23 protein-coding genes are annotated in these 22,652 nt (G+C 46.2%); 2 read left to right on the plus strand and 21 right to left on the minus strand.

Going from position 1 to position 22,652, the window contains the following annotated elements:
• Positions 1-22: 22 nt before the first annotated feature.
• The 17 genes from JXR92_RS10110 to JXR92_RS10190 form a co-directional block, all read right to left on the minus strand.
• A complete protein-coding gene (locus JXR92_RS10110) occupies positions 23-784 on the minus strand; it encodes a thiamine pyrophosphate-dependent enzyme (protein WP_117600927.1) in 762 nt (253 codons plus the stop codon).
• A gap of 12 nt (positions 785-796) precedes the next feature.
• Entirely contained in the window at positions 797-970 is a 174-nt protein-coding gene (locus JXR92_RS10115) for a hypothetical protein (RefSeq protein ID WP_005826603.1), read from the minus strand.
• A complete protein-coding gene (locus JXR92_RS10120) occupies positions 967-2,052 on the minus strand; it encodes a 3-methyl-2-oxobutanoate dehydrogenase subunit VorB (protein ID WP_117600926.1) in 1,086 nt (361 codons plus the stop codon). The genes JXR92_RS10115 and JXR92_RS10120 overlap by 4 nt, the downstream gene beginning before the upstream one ends.
• A 19-nt stretch (positions 2,053-2,071) precedes the next feature.
• Positions 2,072-2,299, minus strand: coding sequence for a 4Fe-4S dicluster domain-containing protein (locus JXR92_RS10125; protein ID WP_005826600.1), 228 nt, complete (start codon positions 2,297-2,299; stop codon positions 2,072-2,074).
• Between the two features lie 16 nt (positions 2,300-2,315).
• A complete protein-coding gene (locus JXR92_RS10130) occupies positions 2,316-2,591 on the minus strand; it encodes a tetratricopeptide repeat protein (RefSeq protein WP_005826598.1) in 276 nt (91 codons plus the stop codon).
• 175 nt (positions 2,592-2,766) lie between these two features.
• Positions 2,767-3,204 (minus strand): ribose 5-phosphate isomerase B, encoded by a 438-nt coding sequence (gene rpiB / locus JXR92_RS10135; RefSeq protein ID WP_117600925.1) that lies wholly within the window; start codon positions 3,202-3,204, stop codon positions 2,767-2,769.
• A 90-nt stretch (positions 3,205-3,294) separates the two neighbouring features.
• Positions 3,295-5,304, minus strand: a complete 2,010-nt coding sequence (locus tag JXR92_RS10140; protein WP_117965448.1) for a transketolase family protein — start codon at positions 5,302-5,304, stop codon at positions 3,295-3,297.
• 190 nt (positions 5,305-5,494) lie between these two features.
• Positions 5,495-7,039: an alpha-N-arabinofuranosidase gene (locus tag JXR92_RS10145; protein WP_117965446.1), complete on the minus strand. Its 1,545-nt coding sequence runs from the start codon at positions 7,037-7,039 to the stop codon at positions 5,495-5,497.
• A gap of 23 nt (positions 7,040-7,062) precedes the next feature.
• Entirely contained in the window at positions 7,063-8,661 is a 1,599-nt protein-coding gene (locus JXR92_RS10150; protein WP_119961967.1) for a xylulokinase, read from the minus strand.
• 110 nt (positions 8,662-8,771) lie between these two features.
• Positions 8,772-10,280, minus strand: a complete 1,509-nt coding sequence (gene araA / locus JXR92_RS10155) for an L-arabinose isomerase (protein WP_138345720.1) — start codon at positions 10,278-10,280, stop codon at positions 8,772-8,774.
• A 38-nt stretch (positions 10,281-10,318) separates the two neighbouring features.
• Positions 10,319-11,005 (minus strand): L-ribulose-5-phosphate 4-epimerase, encoded by a 687-nt coding sequence (locus tag JXR92_RS10160; protein ID WP_005826585.1) that lies wholly within the window; start codon positions 11,003-11,005, stop codon positions 10,319-10,321.
• 42 nt (positions 11,006-11,047) lie between these two features.
• Positions 11,048-11,725 (minus strand): NUDIX hydrolase, encoded by a 678-nt coding sequence (locus JXR92_RS10165; protein WP_117600921.1) that lies wholly within the window; start codon positions 11,723-11,725, stop codon positions 11,048-11,050.
• A 59-nt stretch (positions 11,726-11,784) separates the two neighbouring features.
• Positions 11,785-13,479, minus strand: a complete 1,695-nt coding sequence (locus tag JXR92_RS10170) for a sodium:solute symporter (protein ID WP_119961965.1) — start codon at positions 13,477-13,479, stop codon at positions 11,785-11,787.
• A 27-nt stretch (positions 13,480-13,506) separates the two neighbouring features.
• Complete coding sequence (locus tag JXR92_RS10175) at positions 13,507-14,646, minus strand: aldose epimerase family protein (RefSeq protein ID WP_119961964.1); 1,140 nt, start codon at positions 14,644-14,646, stop codon at positions 13,507-13,509.
• Between the two features lie 266 nt (positions 14,647-14,912).
• Positions 14,913-16,067, minus strand: coding sequence for a galactokinase (galK, locus tag JXR92_RS10180; RefSeq protein WP_117600918.1), 1,155 nt, complete (start codon positions 16,065-16,067; stop codon positions 14,913-14,915).
• Positions 16,068-16,116: 49 nt separating this feature from the next.
• Positions 16,117-17,427, minus strand: a complete 1,311-nt coding sequence (locus JXR92_RS10185; RefSeq protein WP_005826573.1) for a sugar MFS transporter — start codon at positions 17,425-17,427, stop codon at positions 16,117-16,119.
• A gap of 42 nt (positions 17,428-17,469) precedes the next feature.
• Positions 17,470-18,567 (minus strand): aldose epimerase family protein, encoded by a 1,098-nt coding sequence (locus JXR92_RS10190; protein ID WP_117965515.1) that lies wholly within the window; start codon positions 18,565-18,567, stop codon positions 17,470-17,472.
• Positions 18,568-18,764: 197 nt separating this feature from the next.
• Here JXR92_RS10190 and JXR92_RS10195 point away from each other — a divergent pair, with 197 nt between their 5' ends.
• Positions 18,765-19,736 carry a type I phosphomannose isomerase catalytic subunit gene (locus tag JXR92_RS10195; protein ID WP_117600917.1) on the plus strand — a complete coding sequence of 324 codons (972 nt, stop codon included), beginning with the start codon at positions 18,765-18,767 and terminating at the stop codon, positions 19,734-19,736.
• A 75-nt stretch (positions 19,737-19,811) separates the two neighbouring features.
• Here the strand turns inward: JXR92_RS10195 and JXR92_RS10200 are convergent, their stop codons facing one another.
• The 4 genes from JXR92_RS10200 to JXR92_RS10215 form a co-directional block, all read right to left on the minus strand.
• Entirely contained in the window at positions 19,812-20,072 is a 261-nt protein-coding gene (locus JXR92_RS10200; protein WP_138345718.1) for a hypothetical protein, read from the minus strand.
• A gap of 12 nt (positions 20,073-20,084) precedes the next feature.
• The gene (locus JXR92_RS10205) at positions 20,085-20,438 is read right to left on the minus strand and encodes a phage holin family protein (protein ID WP_005826569.1); all 354 of its coding nucleotides are present in this window, start codon (positions 20,436-20,438) and stop codon (positions 20,085-20,087) included.
• Between the two features lie 19 nt (positions 20,439-20,457).
• Positions 20,458-20,667 carry a YtxH domain-containing protein gene (locus JXR92_RS10210; RefSeq protein WP_005826568.1) on the minus strand — a complete coding sequence of 70 codons (210 nt, stop codon included), beginning with the start codon at positions 20,665-20,667 and terminating at the stop codon, positions 20,458-20,460.
• 93 nt (positions 20,668-20,760) lie between these two features.
• A complete protein-coding gene (locus tag JXR92_RS10215) occupies positions 20,761-22,038 on the minus strand; it encodes a DEAD/DEAH box helicase (RefSeq protein ID WP_117600916.1) in 1,278 nt (425 codons plus the stop codon).
• Positions 22,039-22,212: 174 nt separating this feature from the next.
• Here JXR92_RS10215 and JXR92_RS10220 point away from each other — a divergent pair, with 174 nt between their 5' ends.
• On the plus strand, positions 22,213-22,617 hold the full coding sequence (locus JXR92_RS10220) for a lipocalin-like domain-containing protein (protein WP_171030443.1): 405 nt from the start codon (positions 22,213-22,215) through the stop codon (positions 22,615-22,617).
• Positions 22,618-22,652: the final 35 nt, after the last annotated feature.

A 22,652-nucleotide genomic window follows, 5' to 3' on the forward strand; every position in this document is an offset into this window, starting at 1 on the left:
TGTTCTTCTGTCTTTAGCATGATTATTTATCTTTCAGGTCGCCCAGCGGATAGAAGGGGAACATGTTCTCTACCATCCATTCATTGGATTTCGCAGGAGACATCTTCCAGCCGGAGTTACAGGTGGAGACGATTTCCACAAGGTTGGAACCTTTGCCTGCCATAGAGTTCTCGAATGCTTTGCGGATGGCCTTTTTCGCTTTGCGGATGGCAGGAACAGACTGTACGCTTTGGCGTGTCACATAAGCGGTGCCTTCCAGTTGTGCAGCAATATCGGCCATCTTCAGCGGATAGCCGTGCAGATGCACGTCGCGTCCGTAGGGGCAGGTAGCAGTCTTCATGCCTACAAGGGTAGTGGGAGCCATTTGTCCCCCGGTCATACCATAGATGGCATTGTTGATGAAGATGATGGTGATGTTTTCACCGCGGTTCAAGGCGTGGATGGTTTCGGCAGTACCGATACAAGCCAAGTCGCCGTCTCCTTGGTAAGTGAACACCAGGCGGTCCGGCCAAAGGCGCTTGATGGCAGTGGCAAGTGCGGGCGCACGTCCGTGGGCGGCTTCCTGCCAGTCGATGTCTATATAATTATAGATGAACACGGCACATCCCACGGGGGAGATACCTATTGCTTTGTCTTCCAGTCCCATTTCTTCGATAACCTCGGCTACGAGTTTATGAACTACGCCGTGGCTGCATCCCGGGCAGTAGTGCATGGGATTGTCGTTCATCAGAGTCGGTTTCTTGGCAACCAGATTCTCGGGCTTTATAATATCTTCTTTTGTCATAATCACTTCTCCTTATCTGTTGGTGAACCGTATGAAAAACTCCATCAGCTTGACGAATATCGCCGCGCCGCAGACGTAGATGAACAGCTTGAAGTCATCTTTTGCAGCAAAATATATAATGATAGCTGCTAGGGCGAGTACCATGAAGAGAATGTTCAGTACGTTTCTTATTTTATCAGGATTCATTTCTTAATCAGTTTTTCTTTCAATGCATCTACTATCTCATCCGGATCGGGAACAATGCCGCCGAGACGTCCGAAATGTTCCACTTTCACTTTACCGTTCACGGCAAGGCGGACATCTTCTACCATCTGTCCGGCATTCAATTCTGTAACGAGCATGCCTTTCACCTTGTCGGCGTACGCGGCAATGGCTTTGGTCGGGAACGGCCACAACGTGATGGGGCGGAGCATACCTACCTTGATTCCTTCTTCGCGCGCCAGCTCCATTGCTTTCTGTCCGATGCGTGCCATGGAGCCGAAGGCTACAATCAGGTAGTCGGCATCATCGCAATGAATTTCCTCGAAGCGAACCTCATTCTCTTCTATCTGCTTGTATTTGGCCTGGAAACGGATGTTGTTCTTTTCCATTTCTTCCGGTTTCAGTTCCAATGAGGTGATGATGTTGGGCTTGCGGCCGTTGGTTCTGCCGGTAGTGGCCCATGGGCATTGTTCGATGACTTCCGCATCGGTGCGGCGTGGCTTTTGTGCCGGGAGCACCACTTTTTCCATCATCTGGCCGATGACACCGTCGGCAAGGATGATTGCCGGGTTGCGGTATTTGAAGGCAAGTTCGAATGCCAGTCCTACGAAATCTGCCATTTCCTGTACGGAAGCCGGAGCAAGGGCAATCAGACGATAGTCACCGTGGCCGCCTCCTTTTACTGTCTGGAAATAGTCGGCCTGGCTCGGTTGGATGGTTCCCAGACCGGGACCGCCGCGCATAACGTTTACAATCAAGCAAGGCAGCTCGGCACCTGCCAGATAAGAGATACCTTCCTGCTTCAGGCTGACACCGGGGCTGGAGGAGGAGGTCATGACCATTTTACCACTTCCGGCACCGCCGTACACCATATTGATAGCTGCCACTTCACTTTCTGCCTGAAGAACCACCATGCCGGTCGTTTCCCAAGGTTTCAGTTCGGCAAGAGTTTCCAATACCTCTGATTGCGGAGTAATGGGATATCCGAAGTATCCGTCTGCACCGCAACGGATGGCTGCGTGGGCGATGGCTTCGTTTCCTTTCATTAATACAACTTCTTCTGCCATATTCTACTGATTTACAGATTTATTCTACTTTTATTTTATATACTGAGATACATCCGTCCGGACATACTGTGGCGCACGAGGCGCAGCCGTTACAAGTATCTTCCAATATCTGGTGGGCATAGTTATACCCTTTCACATTCACCTCCTTGGTGAGGGCTATTACGTTGAGCGGACATGCTACCACACACAAGTTGCAGCCTTTGCAACGTTCGGTGTCTACTACGATTGCTCCTTTGATTTTTGCCATAATTTACGTTCTTTATTTATTGATTGTACATATCCTTGTTGTAGAAGTTCAGGATGTCCATAGCCATTTGATAGGCATGCTGTGCCGGGCTTTCGGGGTTCAGGTCGATGGCATACTGATAGTTGTTCAGCGCTTGTTGCCAGTTGCCTTGTTTCCGATAGGCATTTCCCCGCAGGTAGTAAGCTTCGTCTTTGCCGGGAAAGTCTGTTTGCAGTATTTCGTCAAGCTGCTGAATGGCTTGTTCTACATTTCCCTGGTTGATAAGCTCTTTTATGGTATTCAGTCGTTCCATATCTAAAAAATATCCGGGTTATCGAACCACAAAGATAGTTTTTATTTGAAGATAATGAGCATCTTCATTGTGAAAAATAAGAAAAAGGGGCAAATAAAAAGCCCGAAGTTTCTCACGATTCTATCAGAATGTCAGAACTTCGGGCAGATATCATAAAGAATATGGTTCTACTGCTTTACAAGTGTACCGGTATCTTGTCCACTCTTCGTTGGTGGCGTCCGCCTTCGAATGGTGTACTGAAGAATTCCTTCATAATCATGTCGGCTTCTTCGGTACTGATGAATCGCCCTGGCATGACGAGTACATTGGCATCGTTGTGCTGGCGTGCCAAATGGGCTATTTCTGCCGTCCAGCAGAGAGCGGCGCGGATACCCTGATGCTTGTTCAGCGTCATACTGATACCTTCACCGCTTCCGCAGATGGCAATTCCCGGATAGCACTCTCCGGCTTCAACGGCCAGTGCCAACGGATGTGCAAAGTCGGGATAGTCGCAACTCTCGGTTGAGTAGGTCCCGAAGTCCTTGTAAGCCCAGCCTTTGGCTTCCAACCAGCCGCGGACATATTCCTTCAATTCGAAGCCTGCATGGTCGGAACAGATTCCTATTGTTTTCATGATGGTCAGTTAATATACCGATGTGCCAATGTGCTGATGCCTGCAGTTGTGGGGCGCGGGCAATCAGCACATCAGCACATCGGATAATGATTATAACATTGCTTTTACTTGCTTGTAAACGTTCTCTGCGGTGAAACCGAGCTTTTCGTCCAGCACTTTATAAGGTGCCGAGAATCCGAATGATTCCAATCCCCATACTTTACCGCGGGGACCTACCAGCCCTTGCAGTGTGACGGGCAGACCGGCTGTCAGGCCGAATACCTTGGCACCACACGGGATAATGCCTTCCTGATATCCCGGAGCTTGGCTACGGAACAGGCCTTCGGAAGGGACGGACACGATACGCACCTTGATGGCATCCTTGCGCAGCAATTCAGCGCCGGCTACCAATGTGGCAACTTCCGAGCCTGAAGCAACGAGGATTACATTCGGATTTTCATCGGAGCCGGCTACGATATAAGCGCCTTTGGCAGCTTGTTCGTAATCGTTGCCTTCGGGCAGGTTGGCGATGTTCTGGCGGGAGAAAATCAAACCGGTTGGGGTTTTGGTATTTTCCATTGCCAGCTTCCATGCTACAGTTGTTTCTTCTGCATCTGCCGGGCGGAGCACCAACATGGAATTGTGTCCCTTGTGGTTTTTCAGCTTTTCCATCAGGCGGATTTGAGCTTCCTGTTCTACCGGTTCGTGGGTAGGGCCGTCTTCACCTACACGGAAAGCATCGTGCGTCCAGATGAACTTCACGGGAACTTCCATCAGGGCTGCCATACGTATGGCAGGTTTCATGTAGTCTGAGAATACGAAGAATGTTCCGCAAGCGGGGATTACACCGCCGTGCAGTGCCATACCGATACAGCAGCAAGCCATAGTCAGCTCGGCAACACCGGCCTGGAAGAATGCACCGCTGAAGTCACCTTTCTTGAAGGCATGTGTTTTCTTGAGGAATCCGTCTGTCTTGTCGGAATTGGAAAGGTCGGCAGAAGCAACAATCATATTTTCTACTTGAGTGGCGAGAGCACCGAGTACAGTGGCGGATGCTGCGCGGGTGGCAACGCCTGCTTTCTGTTCGATGGCGGCCCAATTCACTTCGGGAGTCTTGCCGGAGAAGAACATTTCCAGTTTGGCAGCCTTTTCCGGATTGGCTTTTGCCCATGCGGCTTTGGCTGCATATTTTTCAGTCATGATTTTCTTCAGCTCAGCTGCACGCTTGGCATATAGTTCGGCCACTTCGGGGAAGATGACAAACGGATTTGTCGGGTCACCACCTAAATTCTTGATGGTGTTTACATAAGCGTCGCCGCCCAGAGGAGCACCGTGTGTGGCACAATCGGCCTCGTAGCTGCTGCCGTCTGCCTTGCGGGCACCTTTACCCATTACGGTATGGCCGATAATCAGCGTCGGACGCTCTTTCTCAGCTTTGGCTTCGTTCAGTGCACCGCGGATGGCATCGGGATCGTTACCATTGATTTTAATGACTTTCCAGCCCCAAGCTTCGTATTTCTTGCCGGTATCTTCGATGGTCACATCCTTTGTTTCGGTAGAAAGCTGAATGTCGTTAGCATCATAGAACATGATGAGATTATCCAACCCTAATGCTCCGGCGATACGGCCTGAGCCTTGGGAGATTTCTTCCTGGATGCCACCGTCCGAGATGTAGGCGTAGATGGTCTGTGGCATCACTTCCTCGAAACGTGCCTTCATGAACTTGGCTGCAATGGCTGCACCGACAGCAAAGGTGTGTCCCTGGCCGAGCGGACCGGAAGTGTTTTCGATGCCGCGCATGATGTCACGTTCGGGATGTCCCGGAGTGGGGCTTCCCCATTGGCGGAACTCTTTCAGTTCGTCCAGCGTGAACTTGCCGGTCAGGGCCAATGTAGAGTAAAGCATCGGTGACATGTGTCCCGGGTCAAGGAAGAAACGGTCACGACCTTCCCAAGCCGGATTTTCAGGGTCATATACCAGGAACTCTGAGAAGAGTACATTTACAAAGTCAGCACCACCCATGGCACCGCCCGGATGCCCGGAGTTGGCTTTCTCAACCATGGATGCAGCAAGGATACGGATATTGTCCGCCGCACGGTTCATAAGTTTGTTGTCGTTCATATTGAATCTAATTAATTTTGAATATTATCAATGGATTATTGGGGCCTTGTAGGTTTTCCAAGGGCAAAGATAACTCTTTATGCGTAATTCACAACACTCGAAGAGTGTCTTTTTTATCAGTATTACTGCCTTTTTGCTGCTAAAATGATACTAAACGTATTTAGCTGATTTTGTGCGGTGCACGGTAGTTTTACTGTAATTCAATAGTAACGATTGATTTGGCCGGAAGTTTAATCTTGAGAATATCTTTATTAATTTTTACCTCTTTGAACGGAACGGGTTTCACATTGTCGGGATTTTCAAATGAATTGTAGTCCGTCAGATTGGTGGAAGTCAATATTTCACCAACTGCTTTCTTGGCTTTCGTTCCAGACAGATTGATGGTCACTTCCTGTGCATTGTCTGCATCTACGTTGGACATGGAAATGTGTATCTTGCCGTTTTGATCTTTGGAGGCGGTAGCACTGACCATTGGTATTCTGCGGTTGTCGCGTACATCCATCATGTCGCAGTTCAGCTCAAGAGGGATGTACGTGGCATCTTGGTGTACATTGTACATTTTGAATACATAATAAGTGGGGGTGAGTACCATGTTTTTTCCGCTGGTCAGAATCATGGATTGCAATACATTGACGATTTGGGCAATGTTTGCCATTTTCAGACGGTCGGTATATTTATGGAAGATGTCGAAGCTGAGGGAGGCGACAAAAGCATCACGCAATGTATTCTGCTGGTACAGATGTCCGGGATTGGTACCCGGTTCAGTGTCCCACCAGGTTCCCCATTCGTCAAGCATAAGAGCCACGTTCTTTTGAGGGTCGTATTTATCCATAATGGTGCAATGCTTCTTGATGACATCTTCTATTTCGCGGCATTTGCCCAGTGTCCAGTAATAATCGTCTTTACTGAATCGGGTGGCGGCGCCTTTACTGCCGTTCCATCCGCTGACGGTATAGTAGTGCAAGGAAAGACCGTGCATACGGCCGCCTACGCGGTCCATCAGCACTTTGGTCCAGTTATAGTCGTAGTCGCTGGCACCGCTGGCTATCTTGAAAAGGCTATTGCCGTCATAGTTGCGGCAGTAGGTGGAATAGCGGCGGTAGAGGTCGGCATAATATTCGGGACGCATGCTTCCACCGCAACCCCAGCTTTCGTTACCCACGCCGAGGTATTTTACTTTCCAGGCTTTGTCGCGACCGTTCTGGCGGCGCAGGCGTGCCATGGGGGAGTCTCCTTCGGAGGTCATGTATTCCACCCATTTGGCAAGTTCTTCTACGGTACCACTGCCTACGTTTCCACTGATATAGGGTTCACATCCCAGCATTTCGCAGAGATTGAGGAACTCATGGGTTCCGAAACTGTTGTCTTCGATAGTGCCTCCCCAGTTGTTGTTCACCATTTTGGGGCGGTTTTCTTTAGGGCCGATACCGTCCATCCAGTGGTATTCATCGGCAAAGCAGCCTCCTGGCCAGCGAAGGACGGGTACACGGAGCTCCTTTAGTGCATTGAATACGTCGGTGCGATAACCGTTGATGTTGGGAATATCGGAGTTTTCACCTACCCAAAGTCCACCATAGATACAAGTTCCCAAATGCTCTGCAAATTGGCCGTAGATTTCTTTGGGAATGATTTGCTCGCTCTGGTCTGTGTGTAAAGTAATAGTGGCACTTTTCTGTGCGAAGAGTGACAACGAGGTGGAGAGAAATATGCTACTGATAAATAACTTTGTGTTCATAGTTTTTTAGTGTTATTAAATACTTAGTTCTTGAATCTTACTGCTGCTTCTTCGATGGGCAAACCAGCTTTATAGCTTTCGATGTAGGTGTTGAATCCGCTTACATCTTCGGCTGTCGGTGAGATTTCAATACCGGCATTTCCGGTGAATACATGCTTGTCCAGGAAGTCGGCAAGGGATTGGTCGTTTCCGTTGTTTGCAAGGTAGGAAGCGAGGAGGGCAATACCCCAGGCACCACCTTCGCCGGCTGTTTCCATAACGGAAATGGGTGAATTGATGGCAGCTGCCAGTATTCTCTGGCCTACTCCTTTGGTTTTGAAGAGTCCTCCGTGACCGGTGATTCTGTCTACTCTGATTTTCTCTTCATTGAAAAGGATGTCGTTGCCGATTTTGAGAACTCCCACTGAAGCATACAGATGGGTGCGCATGAAGTTGGCAAGGTTGAACTTGTCGTTTGCCGAACGTACAAACAGTGGACGTCCGTCTGCCAGTCCCGTTATAGGTTCGCCTGATATGTAGTTGTATGAGATGAGGCCTCCGCAGTCTGCATTGCCTATCAGAGCGTGGTTATAGAGCTTTCCGTAGATTTCGTCCATATCTACGGGGATACCCATCAGTTCCTGGTATTCTTTGAAAATATTGATCCAGGCATTGAGGTCGGAAGTGCAGTTGTTGCAATGCACCATAGCTACGAGGCTTCCGTCGGGGGTGGTTACCATGTCAATCATTTCGTAGGGCTTGGACAATTCTTTCTCCAATACAATCATTGAGAAAGAGGAGGTGCCTGCCGATACGTTTCCAGTGCGCTGCTTTACGGCGTTGGTGGCAACCATGCCGGTTCCAGCGTCACCTTCGGGCGGACAGACGGGAATTCCTGCTTTCAGATGTCCCGATACGTCGAGGCGACTGGCTCCTTCGGGAGTAAGGAAGCCTGCGTTTTCACCGGCCGACAATACCTTCGGCAGAATATCCCGAAGCTTCCAGTCGTATCCTTTCGGAGCAATAAGTCTGTCGAACTTATCCACCATTTCAGAAGAATAGTTTTTGGTGATGGGATCGATAGGGAGCATACCGGAGGCATCTCCTATGCCCAGTACCTTTTGACCGGTTATTTGCCAGTGGACAAAACCTGCAAGGGTGGTCAGGTAATTGATGGATGGAACGTGTTCTTCATTATCCAGGATGGCTTGGTAGAGGTGGGAAATGCTCCAACGCAGAGGGATGTTGTAGGCAAATAGTTCGGATAGGGCTGCGGCAGCCTGGCCGGTATTGGTATTTCTCCAGGTACGAAAGGGTACAAGGATTTCTTCTTTTTCGTTGAATGCCATATAGCCGTGCATCATAGCACTGACACCGATGGCTGCCAGGGTTTCTATCTCTGTATCGTGAAGGCTCTTTACATTAGCACGAAGGTCTGCGTAGCAATCCTGCAACCCATACCAGACAGCTTCGACGCTATATGTCCACAGTCCGTCGACTAACTGATTCTCCCAAGTATGGCTTCCCTGGGCGATGGGTTTGTTTTCCTGGTCAATCAAAACCGCCTTGATTCGTGTGGAACCGAGTTCTATGCCAAGGATGGCCTTACCTGCCTCAATGGTTGATTTTGCATCTAATTTCATGGTATTAATGATAAATTACGGATTTATAGTACGATTATAAACTACGGATTACTGATTGCAAACTACTGGTTACGTTTGTGGTACGCGTAATTAGTAATCCGTAATGATTATCAGCAAAGTGCCTTGTTCAGCATATAGTAGACTTCATTCATGCGCAGTTCTTTTTTGAACTCGCTGATGGTGGTATTTTCATCGATGACCACCATTTCGATGCCGGTCATTTCGGCAAAGTCTTCCCAATATTCCACCGTCAGGTCGTAGGAGAAGCTGGTATGATGTGTACCTCCGGCCAGAATCCAGGCTGCAGCGCCCACCTCGAGGTTGGGCATTGGAATCCACAGTGCGCTGGCAACGGGCAACTTGGGCAGAGGCTTACTCTTGATGCATTCTACTTTGTTCACAATGAGGCGGAAGCGATTGCCCAGGTCTACGATGGTAGCGGCTACACCTTCACCTTGCTTGCTGGTAAATACCAGGCGGGCTGTTTCGCTGTCGATACCGATGCTCAGACGGTGCACTTCCAGTTTCGGCTTCTGTTCGGCAATCAGTGGACAGACTTCCAACATGTGTGCCTGCAGGATGGCGCTCTTTTCTCCGTCGAAGTTCAGCGTATAGTCTTCGAGGAAGGAGCACCCCTTCGGCATGCCTTGACTCATCACCCAAGTGGTACGGTATAGTGCCGCAGTTTTCCAGTCGCCTTCGGCACCGAAGCCGTAACCTTCCGCCATCAGTCGCTGTGAGGCCAGTCCGGGGATTTGGTCAAAGTCGCCCAAATCGTTGAAGTTGGTGGTGAAGCCTTTGGCACCCGTGTCTTTCAGCACGCGGCGAATGGCGATTTCGGCCTTGGCGGAGTTCCATACTTTGGTGTAGGCTTCCGTACGTGCGTCTTCCAGTTCGGGAGCGTGGTCGTAGAGCTTGAAGTATTCTGCTACGAGTGCCTTCACGTCCTCGTCGCTGACAGCATTGTAGTATGTCATCACATCATTGATGGGATAGTAGTCCACATGATAGCCCAATACTTGTTCGGCGCTGACCTTGTCACCGTCTGTCACAGCCACGTTGTTCATCTGGTCGCCGAAGCGGATGATGAGCATATCCTGCGCATCAGCCCATGCGGCAGCTACGCGCATCCATGCGGCAATCTGTTTTTGGGCTTTTTCGTCCTGCCAGTGGCCTACTACCACTTTGCGGTTCTTTCGCATGCGTGTCACGATGTGTCCGAACTCGCGGTCGCCGTGAGCCGATTGGTTCAGGTTCATAAAATCCATGTCCATCGTCTCCCAGGGAATTTCCTTGTTGAACTGTGTATGGAAGTGTAGTAATGGCTTCTTCAGTTCCTGCAAACCGTGAATCCACATTTTGGCAGGAGAGAAGGTGTGCATCCAGGTGATGACTCCGATACACTTATCGTCGTTGTTGGCGGCTTTGAAGGTAGCGGTTACTTCTTTGGATGAATTGACCGTACCTTTATATACTACCTTTACGGGCAGTTTCCCGGAATCATTCAGACCTTTCACCATTTCATTACTATGTGCGTCTACTGCGATAACTGCGTCACCTCCGTACAAGAGCTGTGCTCCGGTTACGAACCATACTTCATATTGTTCAAATGCGTTCATACGATTTATTTTTATAGTTTATATTTAAAGAATGATAGTTATTTCTGTCCATAATAAGCGTTAGGACCGTGCTTGCGGCTGAAATGTTTTTCTATCAGCAGCGGATTCATGGTCAGATTGGGGTTCACGGCATAGGCTATACTTGCCATTTTTGCCACCTGTTCCATCACTACGGCATTATGTACCGCCTCGTGTGCGTCTTTTCCCCACGAGAAAGGACCGTGGTTCTTTACCAATACTCCGGGAGTATGTACCGGGTTCAGCCCCTCAAAGCGTTTTACGATGACATTTCCCGTTTCCAGTTCATACGCTCCTTCCACTTCCTCCTTCGTCATGTCTGCTGTGCAGGGTATGGCGTCGTGGAAGTAATCGGCATGTGTAGTCCCGATATTCGGTATGTCACATCCGGCTTGTGCCCAGGCTGTGGCGTAAGTAGAGTGCGTGTGCACCACACCGCCGATTTCGGGGAATGCTTTATAGAGAACCAGGTGGGTCGGCGTGTCTGAAGAGGGCTTTAACCGTCCTTCCACGACCTTGCCGTCAAGATTCACTACCACCATATCCTCTGCCTTCATTTCATCGTAACTCACCCCACTGGGCTTGATAACTACCAGACCGGATTCGCGGTCAATGCCCGATACATTGCCCCATGTGAAGATAACCAATCCGTGCTTCACCAGTTCAAGGTTAGCATGGAATACTTTGTCTTTCAGTGCTTCCAGCATATTATTTAAATTACTAATTACAAGTTGTTGAATATTAGGTTTTCAGAGCTTAAATTTCGGAGCTTTGCGGTATGCCTTCTCATTAAACTGATATAAAGCAGCTCCACGTTTGGACCCCGTTTTGTCTATTTTGTCAGTTTTTTCTATATAGTCCATTTCTGCTATGCGTTTTCGGAAGTTTCGTTTGTCAATGCTCTCGCCGTATATAGCTTCGTATAAGCTTTGCAGTTGTGACAGCGTGAACAGTTTAGGTAGTAGATTAAAGCCGATTGGTTCGGTGGACGCTTTTTGTTGCATCAACTTCCGAGCTTTCTCCACCATTTGCGGATGATCAAAGATTAGCGCTGGCAGTTCATTGATATTTACCCAGAAAGCATTGTGTTGCTGTACGGATTCTTTGTCGTATTCGTTGATGTTGATGAGCGCATAGTAAGCAATGGAGACTACGCGTTCTCCTGGGTCACGATCTATGGCTCCGAAAGCTTGGACTTGTTCCATATATACATCTTCCAGTCCGGTTAGTTCATTCAGGACTCGTTTGGCTGCATCATCCACGCTTTCGTCTTCCTGCACGAATCCACCCATCAGCGACCATTCGCCCATTGCCGGTTCAAAGTTACGCTTCAGCAACAGCAGGTTCAATTCTCCTTCATTGAAACCGAAAATAATGCAGTCGATACTTACATAAAGTTTCGGATTTGAACTATAGTAATTACTCATATCTTAATTTTTGTTTAAGGGGTATGCTGCATGGATATATATCATGGCAACATACCGATTTACCAGAAATACCAATAAAAAGCAGCAGTAATACCCAGGATGATAAGGGTATGAATGATATCCCATTTATTCCAACTCGCACGTGTAGCTGCTTTTTGTTCGGGAGTTGAAGTTCCGAATACCAGCCCTTGAATCTTTTCAGCGCTTGGGGCAGCTGTAAACATGCTGACTGCGATAACCACTACGATGCAGAACAAGAACATCCATCCGCAGAAAAACAGCCAGTTCATATCATAGAACAGATACTTGAAGGTACTGCTTGACACATCTCCTACATTGCTGTAATATACTTTTGCCCCCAGACGGGTTAAACCGATAATCATTCCGGCAATCAGTCCCCACATACCGCCTTGTGCAGAGGTGCGTTTCCAGCAGATCCCCAAGAGGAAGGCTGCGGCAATGCCTGGTGCTAATACAGATTGTACATCTTGTAAGTAGGTGTAAAGGACATCGCCTACACTGCGCATAATGGGAATCCAGAGTATACCCAATATCACAATCGCAACAGTTGCCATCTGTCCAATTCCTACCAGCTTTTTCTCAGAAGTGTTCGGCTTGAAACGTTTGTAGAAGTCAATGGTGAAAAGCATAGCAGATGAGTTGAACAAAGATGCGAGAGAACTCATCAATGCTGCAAGAATACCGCAAACAACCAAACCTTTGACTCCTGCAGGAAGTAATTTTGCTACTAGAGTTGGGAAAGCAGCATCTGCATTGGCATTTCCGTTTGCCAGCATAGGTAGAAAACCTTCTCCCCCGGTTCCGAGATATTTTTGGTGTAATGCGAAAGCAATCATGCCTGGGATAAGGAATAAGAATACGGGCAATAATTTCAGGTAAGCTCCGAAGATGGTACCGCGCCGTGCTTCCTTTTCATTCTTTCCGGAAAGTACGCGTTGCACGATGAACTGGTCTGTACACCAATACCAGAATCCGATAATGGCTGAACCAATCAGTGCACCCAACCAAGGGAAGTTAGGGTCGTTATTACTGCGTATAAGTTCTGTCATTGTGTTGCCATAATCGTTCACTGTGGCTGCACCGCAGATTCTCATCATCTCATCCCAGCCTCCCAATTCTTTGAAGCCGAGTACCAGGATTATCAGTGAACCTAACAGCAAGATGGGGGTCTGCAGGATGGAGGTATAAAGTACCGACTTCATTCCTCCGAAGATTGTGTAGAGCGCAGTCAGTATAACCAGACCGATGGCGGCAATCCAAAAGAAGTCGATCCCCCAAAGTTCTTTTATACCGAATACTTGTTGGAATACCAATCCTCCTGCATAAACCGTCACGGCAACTTTTGTCAGTACATAGCTGATTAAAGATATTACAGACAATATTGTACGTGATTGTGGATTATAGCGGCGTTCTAGGAATTCAGGCATCGTGAATACCATGCTTCGCGAATAGAACGGTACGAATACCCAGCCTAAGATAAGGATCATCCAACCTTGTATTTCCCAATGTGCCATCGCCATACCGCTGGAAGCACCGGCACCGGCTAGTCCGATTAAATGTTCGGAACCGATGTTGGATGCAAAGATAGATGCACCGATAGCAAGCCATGTGGCATCACGACCGCCTAAAAAATAGTCTGCTGAGTCATTCTGTTTCTGTTTGACAACCCAGACAATAATTCCAATTAAAGCCAGGAAAAAGATTCCAATGACTAGCCAATCTAATGTTTCCACGATAATAAATGATTTATAAGGTTACTGTTATTTTTCTACGGAAAATTTGAAGACACATTCACTGTTGTAAATTTGTCCGGGTTCCAGTACGACAGAAGGCCATTGGGCTTTGTTGGGGCTATCCGGATAATGTTGTGTCTCGAGGCATACGGAAGCGCGTTGGTTGTAAGTAATGCCTTTTTTACCTTTTACGGTGCCGTCCAGGAAATTCCCGGTATATACTTGTATGCCTGGCTCATTGGTATAAACTTCCAGAGTGATGCCGCTTATAGGCGATGTCAGTTTAGCTGCCACTTGGGATAGGTCACCTTTAGTATTCAGTACCCAATTATGGTCATATCCGTTTCCGTTCTTTATTTGTTCAAAGTCCGTCCGGTTGATGTCTTGTGCTACACTCTTGGGAGTGGTAAAGTCCATTGGTGTTTCTTTGACGGAGATGATGTCACCCGTTGTCATGAAAGTACTGTCTACCGGAGTATAGTTGTCTGCATTGATGTATAAGATGTGGTCTGTTGCTGCCTTTGAAGGATCACCAGATAAATTGAAGTAAGAATGGTTAGTCATATTGATGACCGTCTTTTGGTCTGTTGTTGCACTGTATTTTATATCAATGGCATTGTCATCCGTTAACTTGAAAAGTACTTTTGCCGTAACGTTGCCCGGGAAATTCTCGTCTCCATCCGGTGAAATGCGGGTAAGCTCCAGAGTTGTGCTGTCAATGGGATTGGCATTGTATACTTGGTACTGCCATCCTTTGGGACCACCGTGCAGGCAATGTCCGAAATTGTTCTGTGCTAACTGTATGGTATCTCCGTCAAGAACGATTTTCCCTTGATTAATCCGGTTGGCGTAGCGGCCGATAGAAGCACCAAAGTCACTTGGAATGTTGATGTAATCGGCAATGCTGTCAAAGCCCAATACTACATCTTGCATAGCTCCGTTTTTGTCGGGCACCATAATGGATACAATACGTCCTCCAAAGTTTGTGATGCATACTTCCATGCCCGCTTTATTCTTCAGCGTATAAAGATGTGTTTGGGCGTCATTGACCGTTGTTTGGAATTTTACTGGATCAAGACCGGACAGCGTAAGCGTTGTTTCTGTCTTTTGATTGCACGCAGCTAGCATCATTGCGGCAATTCCTGCAAGTAGAACATGTCTTTTCATGGTTTTGTATTTAATGTAAATGAGATGATTATCTTCTTTTGGTGTAAAAATAACACTTTTCTTTAGTGTAGGCTGTACACTTTTATATGTTATGCAACATAAGTGTCAAAAACATATCTGTGTCAACTGGCTGTATAGATAGGCACGTCCGGAATAAACTTCTCGGATGATCTTGTTTTTTTAGAGTGGAAAACGGTGGAATAGGGGGGAAGAAAAAGGCGCTTCCCATTGCTGGGAAACGCCTTTTATTTGAATACTGATGTCTGTTATTCTAATCTGCGGGCACCGTCGCTGATGACTACATCATATACTTTCGGGCTTCTGCCGAACTTCTTCTTGAATTCATCTTTTGCTTTTTCGATGAATGTGCTGTACAATTCATCCTTTACCAGATTGATTGTACATCCACCGAATCCACCGCCCATGACACGTGAACCGGTAACTCCACAATCGAATGCAAGGTCATTCAGAAAATCGAGTTCTTCGCAGCTTACTTCGTACAACTTACTCATGCCCTGATGTGTTTCATACATCTTTTGGCCTACAGTTTCATAGTCGCCTTTTTCCAGGGCATCGCAAACGTCAAGTACGCGTTGAATCTCTTCGATGACATATTCTGCACGCATATAGTCTTCTGCGCTGATGTCGGCTTTGGCTTCTTCCAGCATGCCCATGGTAACGTCGCGCAGGAACTCTACGTGTGGATGCTTCTTCTGGACAGCAGCAACAGCGGCTTCGCAGCTTTGACGGCGTTTGTTGTATGCTGAAGATGCAAGTTCGTGTTTCACTACAGAATCTACAAGAACCAGACGATAGCCTTGCGGGTCGAATGGGAAATACTGATATTCCAGTGAACGGCAATCCAGGCGGATGAGGCTTCCTTTCTTTCCGAATACGGAAGCAAATTGGTCCATAATACCACAGTTTACGCCACAATAGTTGTGTTCTGTAGATTGTCCCACTTTTGCCAATTCAAATTTGTCTATTTTGTTGTCACCGAACAAGTCGTTCAAAGCATAGGCATAGGTACTTTCCAAAGCTGCTGAAGAGGACATTCCTGCACCTAGGGGCACATCGCCTGCAAAAGCAGTATTGAAGCCTTTTACATCTACACCGCGTTTCATCATTTCCCGGCACACGCCAAAGATATATCTTGCCCAGCTTGCGCGGGGTGCATCTTCTTCATTCAAACCAAATTCCACATAATCTTTCAGGTCGATGGAATAAGCTTTTACTGTGTTTGTGCCGTTGGGTTTTATTTCTGCAATCATTCCTTTGTCGATTGCTCCGGGGAATACAAAACCACCGTTATAGTCTGTATGCTCACCGATAAGGTTGATGCGACCCGGAGAAGCATAAACAGCTCCCGTTGTTCCGTCAAAGTGCTTGATGAAACGGCTTCTTACGTATTCTATATCCATGATATTTATATTTTATAAGGTGAATAAATAAATTACCTATATTTTCTTGTTAATCAACCTTGATGTCCTTATTAACATTTTTGCAGCCTACCAAACCGTAGAACAACAGATAGCCAAGGGCTGCGATGATAACCCAGTAACTCGGCATGAAACCTGCAATGTCGGCCACCAAACCTTGGATAACGGGCAAGATACCGCCGCCGCATACCAATACCATGAACAGACCGGAAGCGGCTGCCAGATATTTACCCAATCCTTCTACGGCCAGATTAAAGATGCCACCCCACATGATGGAAGTACACAGACCTACCAGTACCAGATACATTGCATTGATAGGTACTTCTGCAAATCCGAAAGAGAGACCTCCCGTAGCGCTTTGTTGGAGTACTGGCAGATTGACAAGCGAACCGGTAGATGAGAAGATGGCAAGGAATACCAAAAGTAAACCTAATGCGGAAGTAAAGGTAAGCATTGCCTTACTGGAGATTTTTGCACCCAATGAAGCACCGGCCAGACGTCCAATCAGCATGAGGAACCAATATGTACCTACAACAAAACCGGAAATAGTGGAAGAAATGCCGGCTCCTCCCTTTTCAATAGGGTCGGTTAAGAACAAATTCAAGGTGCCCGGTACACCAACTTCAACACCTACATATACAAAGATTGCTATAGCTCCCAAAATGAAGTGGCGGAATTTTAAAGCGCCTGACATCAACTTACCGATAGGTTCTGTTGAAGTTGCAGCATTGGGTTCCGGTATGGGCACAATCAGAAGAACGAAGAACGCGATGGCAAATACAGCCATTGCCGTGTACATTACAGGGAATATCTGAGAGATGGTAGCTTTTTCAATGGAACCGGCAATCAGGATACCTACGAACATCGGAGTAATGGTGGCCATTACGGAGTTGAAAGAGCCGCCCACTTGGATAAGCTGGTTTCCTTTGTTACCTTCACCGCCGAGCTTGTTCAGCATCGGGTTGACCACTGTATTAAGCAAACACATGGAGAAACCGGCGATGAAAGCGCCAATCAAATATACGGCAAAAGCCATATCAGGGCTTGAATGACCGGATAAATATTGGATACCTACACCGATAAAGCCTACAGCTACTGCTATCAATGCCGTTTTTTTATACCCTACCCGTTGTAGTAAGATGCCGCTTGGTATTCCCATCACTGCATATGCAATAAAGTTACCAAAGTTACCCAACATTCCTAAAGCGTTGGATACTGAAAACTGATTTTTCAGTACGATTCCCATAGGGGCAGCAAGGTTGGTAACAAATGAAATCATACCAAAAAGGAAGATCATCGTGATAATTGCGATGAGTTTACCATTCTGTTTTTGTTGTGTCATGGTTTTGTAAAATTAATAAGTTTATAAATTGGATTAGTTATTTCATTCTTGTACACCAAACTTGTAGATTGTCACTTGCTGGTACTCATCACCCGGTAGCAATACTGCCGACGGAAAATGGGGCTTGTTGGGTGTATCGGGAAAACACTGGGCCTCAAAGCAGACTGCACTTCTTGCAGGGAAAGTGGCTCCATGGGCACCTTCAAAGCCTCCGAGCCAGTTTCCAGTGTAGAGCTGGACGCCATTTTCAGTGGTATATACTTCCATGGTTCGTCCGCTGTTGGGCTCCATGCAGGTGGCTGCAAGGCTCAACTCTCCACTTTCAGTCTTGTTCAGTACATAGCAATGGTCATATCCTGCGCCATTCACAATTTGTGTATGCTTCTCATCAATTCGTTCACCAAGAGTATGGGGAGTACGGAAATCCATTGGAGTACCTTCTACTTTCAATATCTCTCCGGTAGGAATGGATACTTCATTGATGGGTACATAAAAATCTGCGTTGATGGTAACGATATTGTTTAAGACTGTAGGAGAGGGATTGGCTATACCGGCAAGATTGAAGAATCCGTGATTGGTCAGATTGACGATGGTGGCTTTATCGGTAGTAGCCCGGTATTCGATGACCAGAGCATTGGTCTCATCCTCCAGGCGATAAGTCATTTCTACTTCGAGATTTCCGGGGAAGCCCTCTTCGCCGTCAGCGGATGTGTAGTTGAAGATGACTGTTGATTGCTCTGGCTGGACAGCATCCCATACACGGGTATGGAAGCCAGTCGGACCACCGTGCAATGAATTGGGACCGTTGTTGATTGCCAATTGGTGCTCTTCGCCGTATAAAGTAAACTTTCCTTTGGCTATCCGGTTGCCGTAGCGTCCGATGGTAGTGTTTAGAAAAGGTTCCGGACTGTTGATTACATGTTCAATACTGTCGTGTCCTAATACAACATTGGCATATTTGCCATTTTTGTCGGGTACCATGATGGAAAGTATTGCACAACCGTAATTAGTAACTGCAACTTCCATTCCCTGGGCATTCTTCAGGATAAACAAATCTGTCTTTTTGTTATTTATATCCTTTTGAAAGTCTTTTGGGCTTAAACCGGACAAATTACTTTCTGTTGGAGTAGTGTTTATCATATCCATGGTATTAATTAAATTTCTTGCAAATAAAAAGAAATTCTTTTGTTCCCCCAAGCAATTGGAAGGAAATGTGGAGAACATTTTAGGAAAGTTTAGCGTTTAACAAATGGAATACAAATTGATATTTTTTGTATGTTTGCTCCCGAAATCTAAAAAATCACATCATTAACAGAAAGTTCTAATAAAAACAACGAATGTATCCTCTAAAATTTGAGCCTATTCTGAAGCAGACGCTTTGGGGAGGCGACAAGATTATTCCATTCAAACATTTGAATGATACCCTTGCTAATGTAGGCGAGAGTTGGGAAGTGTCGGCAGTAGAAGGTAGTGAGTCTATAGTGGCCAATGGTGCTGACAAAGGATTAACGCTGCCGGATATGGTCAGAAAGTATAAGGAAGACCTGGTAGGAGAAGCTAACTATGCACGTTTCGGAAATAAGTTTCCTTTGTTGATAAAGTTTATTGATGCCAAGTTGGACTTGTCGATTCAGGTACACCCGGGTGACGAGTTGGCTAAGAAACGTCATAACAGTTTTGGTAAAAATGAAATGTGGTATGTTATTGCTGCTGACCAGGGTGCCAAGCTGATTTCCGGTTTTGCAGAGCAGATTACTCCGAAAGAATATAAGGAACGAGTGTATAATGGTACGTTTGCGGATGTTCTGCAGACTTGTGCCATCAAACCGGGCGATGTGTTTTATGTGCCTGCAGGTCGTGTACATGGAATCGGTGCGGGAGCTTTTGTAGCAGAAATACAGCAAACGTCGGATATCACTTACCGTATTTTTGATTACAATCGTAAGGATAAGGACGGTAAATCAAGAGAACTGCATACAAGCCAGGCTATTGATGCCATTAATTTTGCAGATGTGCAGGACGATTTTCGTACGGAATACGATCAGGTGCAGAATGAACCGGTAGAAATGGTGGCAAGCCCGTATTTCACGACTTCAATCTATGACATGACGGAAGAAATCACTTGTGACTATTCTGAACTGGATTCTTTTGTTATCTTTATTTGTGTGGAGGGCTCTTGCCGTATTATTGATAATGAGAAGAATGAAGTTTCCGTACAGGCGGGCGAAACAATCCTGCTGCCGGCTGCAACCCAAGAAGTGACGATTGTGCCTGAAGGAGCAGTGAAGTTGCTTGAGACGTACGTATAAAAGTGCTCAGACTATATCGGATAAAAAAAGAGGGGATGACCATAACAGTCATCCCCTCTTTTTTTATCCGATATTCTATCTCTTTCTTCCAAATATTTTTCTGAATTTCTTCATTACCTTTACCCCCAATACTATACCGTCAAAAACAGCCATACCGGTGTTGAATGCTCTCATCATGGCATTTGCCTTGTTGGTAGCTGGTTCCAGTGGAGCAAAAATTTCTTGTGTAAGCCCAGTCATGATTTCTTTCTGGAGTCGTATTTCTTGTTGCAGCATGGCTTTTTTCTGGGCGATGCTTTCTAAAGTGACGGGAGTGGTATTGGTCGTATTATCCATGAATATTTCGAATTAATTGTCTAAGAATAATTCTGCGATAAGTTTTACTGTCGGGTCAATAATGAGTTTTTTGCGGAATAGGACAAGCAGAACGATGAGTAGGATATGGAAGCACGTGATAAGTGCAAAACTCATCATTAGCCCACCTACCAGCGGAGCTAAGATATAGACCAGCGTAAACGACAGATGAAACAGAACCACTACGCCGAGTATAACGACCAATAGCACCAATAAAAGCGTAGAAAGCAGTTTGGACAGTTTTTCGGTGACTTCCAGTTTGGTGTATTCTTTTTGCAGCTCCAGGTATTTCTTGAATTCAATGAAGAGCTGCTGCATATTTTCTATACTTTTGTCGTCTGCAAACATAGTGGTTCTGCTTTTTACCTTATTCCGTTACCTCGCCTTTGATTTCCGCAGCAATTTCATCTACCAAGTCTTCCATTTCGCTTCGGTTCAGACGAATCCCTTTCTTACGGAGAATTTCTGCGATTTTGTTACGGGTGTCTTCTCCTTTTTCAGGAGCAAATAAGATACCGAGGGCTGCACCTACTGCGGCGCCACCCAGGAAAGCTGCTAAAACATTTAATCCTTTCATAATGATATTCCTTTCTTTTTTGAGGTTCGTACGACAAAACTAACAATTTTTTTTGAAACTTTGTTCGGAATATCAGTTTTTTTATGATTGTCCTTATCTTCCAACTCCTTTTTGGGTGTTGTTTTGCGAGGTTTGCTTTTTTCTTCTCCAAAAGTCTCCATTCGTACGGCTCCCGCGATAGATTTTGTTTTCCTTGGTTTTAGCTTTAATTTCTTCAGTCTTGATTTCTTGGGCTTTTAAGCCATCGGCGGTGACAAAAGGGTGTTCTTTTATTACTGGGATGCTTTTCCCTATCAATTTTTGGATATCTTTCAGGTAAGGCAGTTCTTCCGATTCGCAAAAAGAGAGAGCAATACCGTCGTGGCCGGCACGTCCGGTTCGTCCGATACGGTGTACGTATGTTTCCGGAATGTTGGGCAACTCGTAGTTGATGACGTGTGATAGTTGGTCCACGTCGATGCCTCGTGCTGCAATATCGGTTGCTATCAGTACGCGCAGTTCATGGTTCTTAAAGCCGGTCAGTGCTCGCTGTCGGGCATTCTGCGATTTGTTTCCATGTATGGCTTCGGCTCTTATTCCGGACTTGCTGAGGATACGTGCAAGTTTGTCTGCTCCATATTTAGTTCTGGTGAAGATAAGTACGGACTCGATAGCCGGATTCTTCAGCAGATGAATGAGTAAGTCTTTTTTCTCTTTTTTCTCAACGAAATAGACTGATTGGGAGATTGTGTCAACCGTAGACGATGCAGGGGTGACTTCCACTTTCTCGGGGTGCGTCAGCATGGAGTTTGCCAAGGTCTCTATTTCCGGAGGCATTGTGGCCGAAAAGAAGAGTGTCTGCCGTTTTGCGGGCAATAACTTTAATATGCGCCGGATATCATGTATGAATCCCATGTCCAGCATCCGGTCTGCTTCGTCCAATACGAAGAACTCGAGCGCTTTTAGGTTAATGAAACCTTGGTTGACCAGGTCTTGCAGTCGTCCGGGAGTTGCAACCAGTATTTGTACTCCACGTTTCAGTTCATCTGTCTGTGGCTTTTGTCCTACACCGCCGAAGATGACGGCATGTCTCAATCCGGTATACTTACCATATGCACTGAAGCATTCTCCTATCTGTATGGCCAGCTCGCGGGTCGGCGTCAGAATGAGTGCTTTGATACTTTTGCGGTTATCCGTTTTATATAACTTTTGCAAGATAGGGATGGAAAATGCGGCGGTTTTGCCTGTTCCGGTTTGAGCACATCCTAATAAGTCTTTTCCTTGAAGTAATATAGGGATCGATTTTTCCTGGATTGGGGTAGGGGTGGAATACCCCTCTTCTTGAAGAGCCTTCAATATAGGTTCTATCAAATTCAAATTTTCAAATGTCATGTAATCAATTAAGTGAGCCTCATGCTCTGTTTATATTTGGCAAATATACGTCAAGTCTTCCGGGAAATCTCTTTTTATGGAGTGGTTTAATTATATTTAACTAAGGATGCTGAGGTATAATCGCATGTTATGGTGTACTTTTGTTCCATATTTAGATAGTGGCATGGAAAAATGATGAAATTGCATTTAAAATACCTTTGGATTGTATTGGTGACTTGTACCTTGACTGCTTGCATGAATGGTGGGGGTGACTTGGCGGGTAAGTGGCAGTTGCGTCAGTACCAATATGCCGACGGTACATCAGAGAAAGTGGACAGTGTATTTTATAATTTTCAAAAAGGAAGTTTTTCTGCCATATGTTTGTTGAAAGATGGGGGGGCGACTACGTTTTTTGGAAATTATTCTTTGAAAGGTGCTGAAATTTCCATTATTTTGTTGCCTGAAAGTGTTAACGATAAAAACTATGATACTTATTTCGGGTGGCCGGAAGGAAAACGTATCTTTAAAGTAGAAGATTTATCCTACTCTTCATTGCGTTTGGAATATGAGGGTACGAAATCTGTATTTCGGAAATTTTGAGATAAAGATAAGAATAGACGATTTTACTAATAAAA

Origin of the sequence: Bacteroides parvus, from assembly GCF_017309675.2 — a bacterium.
GTDB lineage: Bacteria > Bacteroidota > Bacteroidia > Bacteroidales > Bacteroidaceae > Bacteroides > Bacteroides uniformis.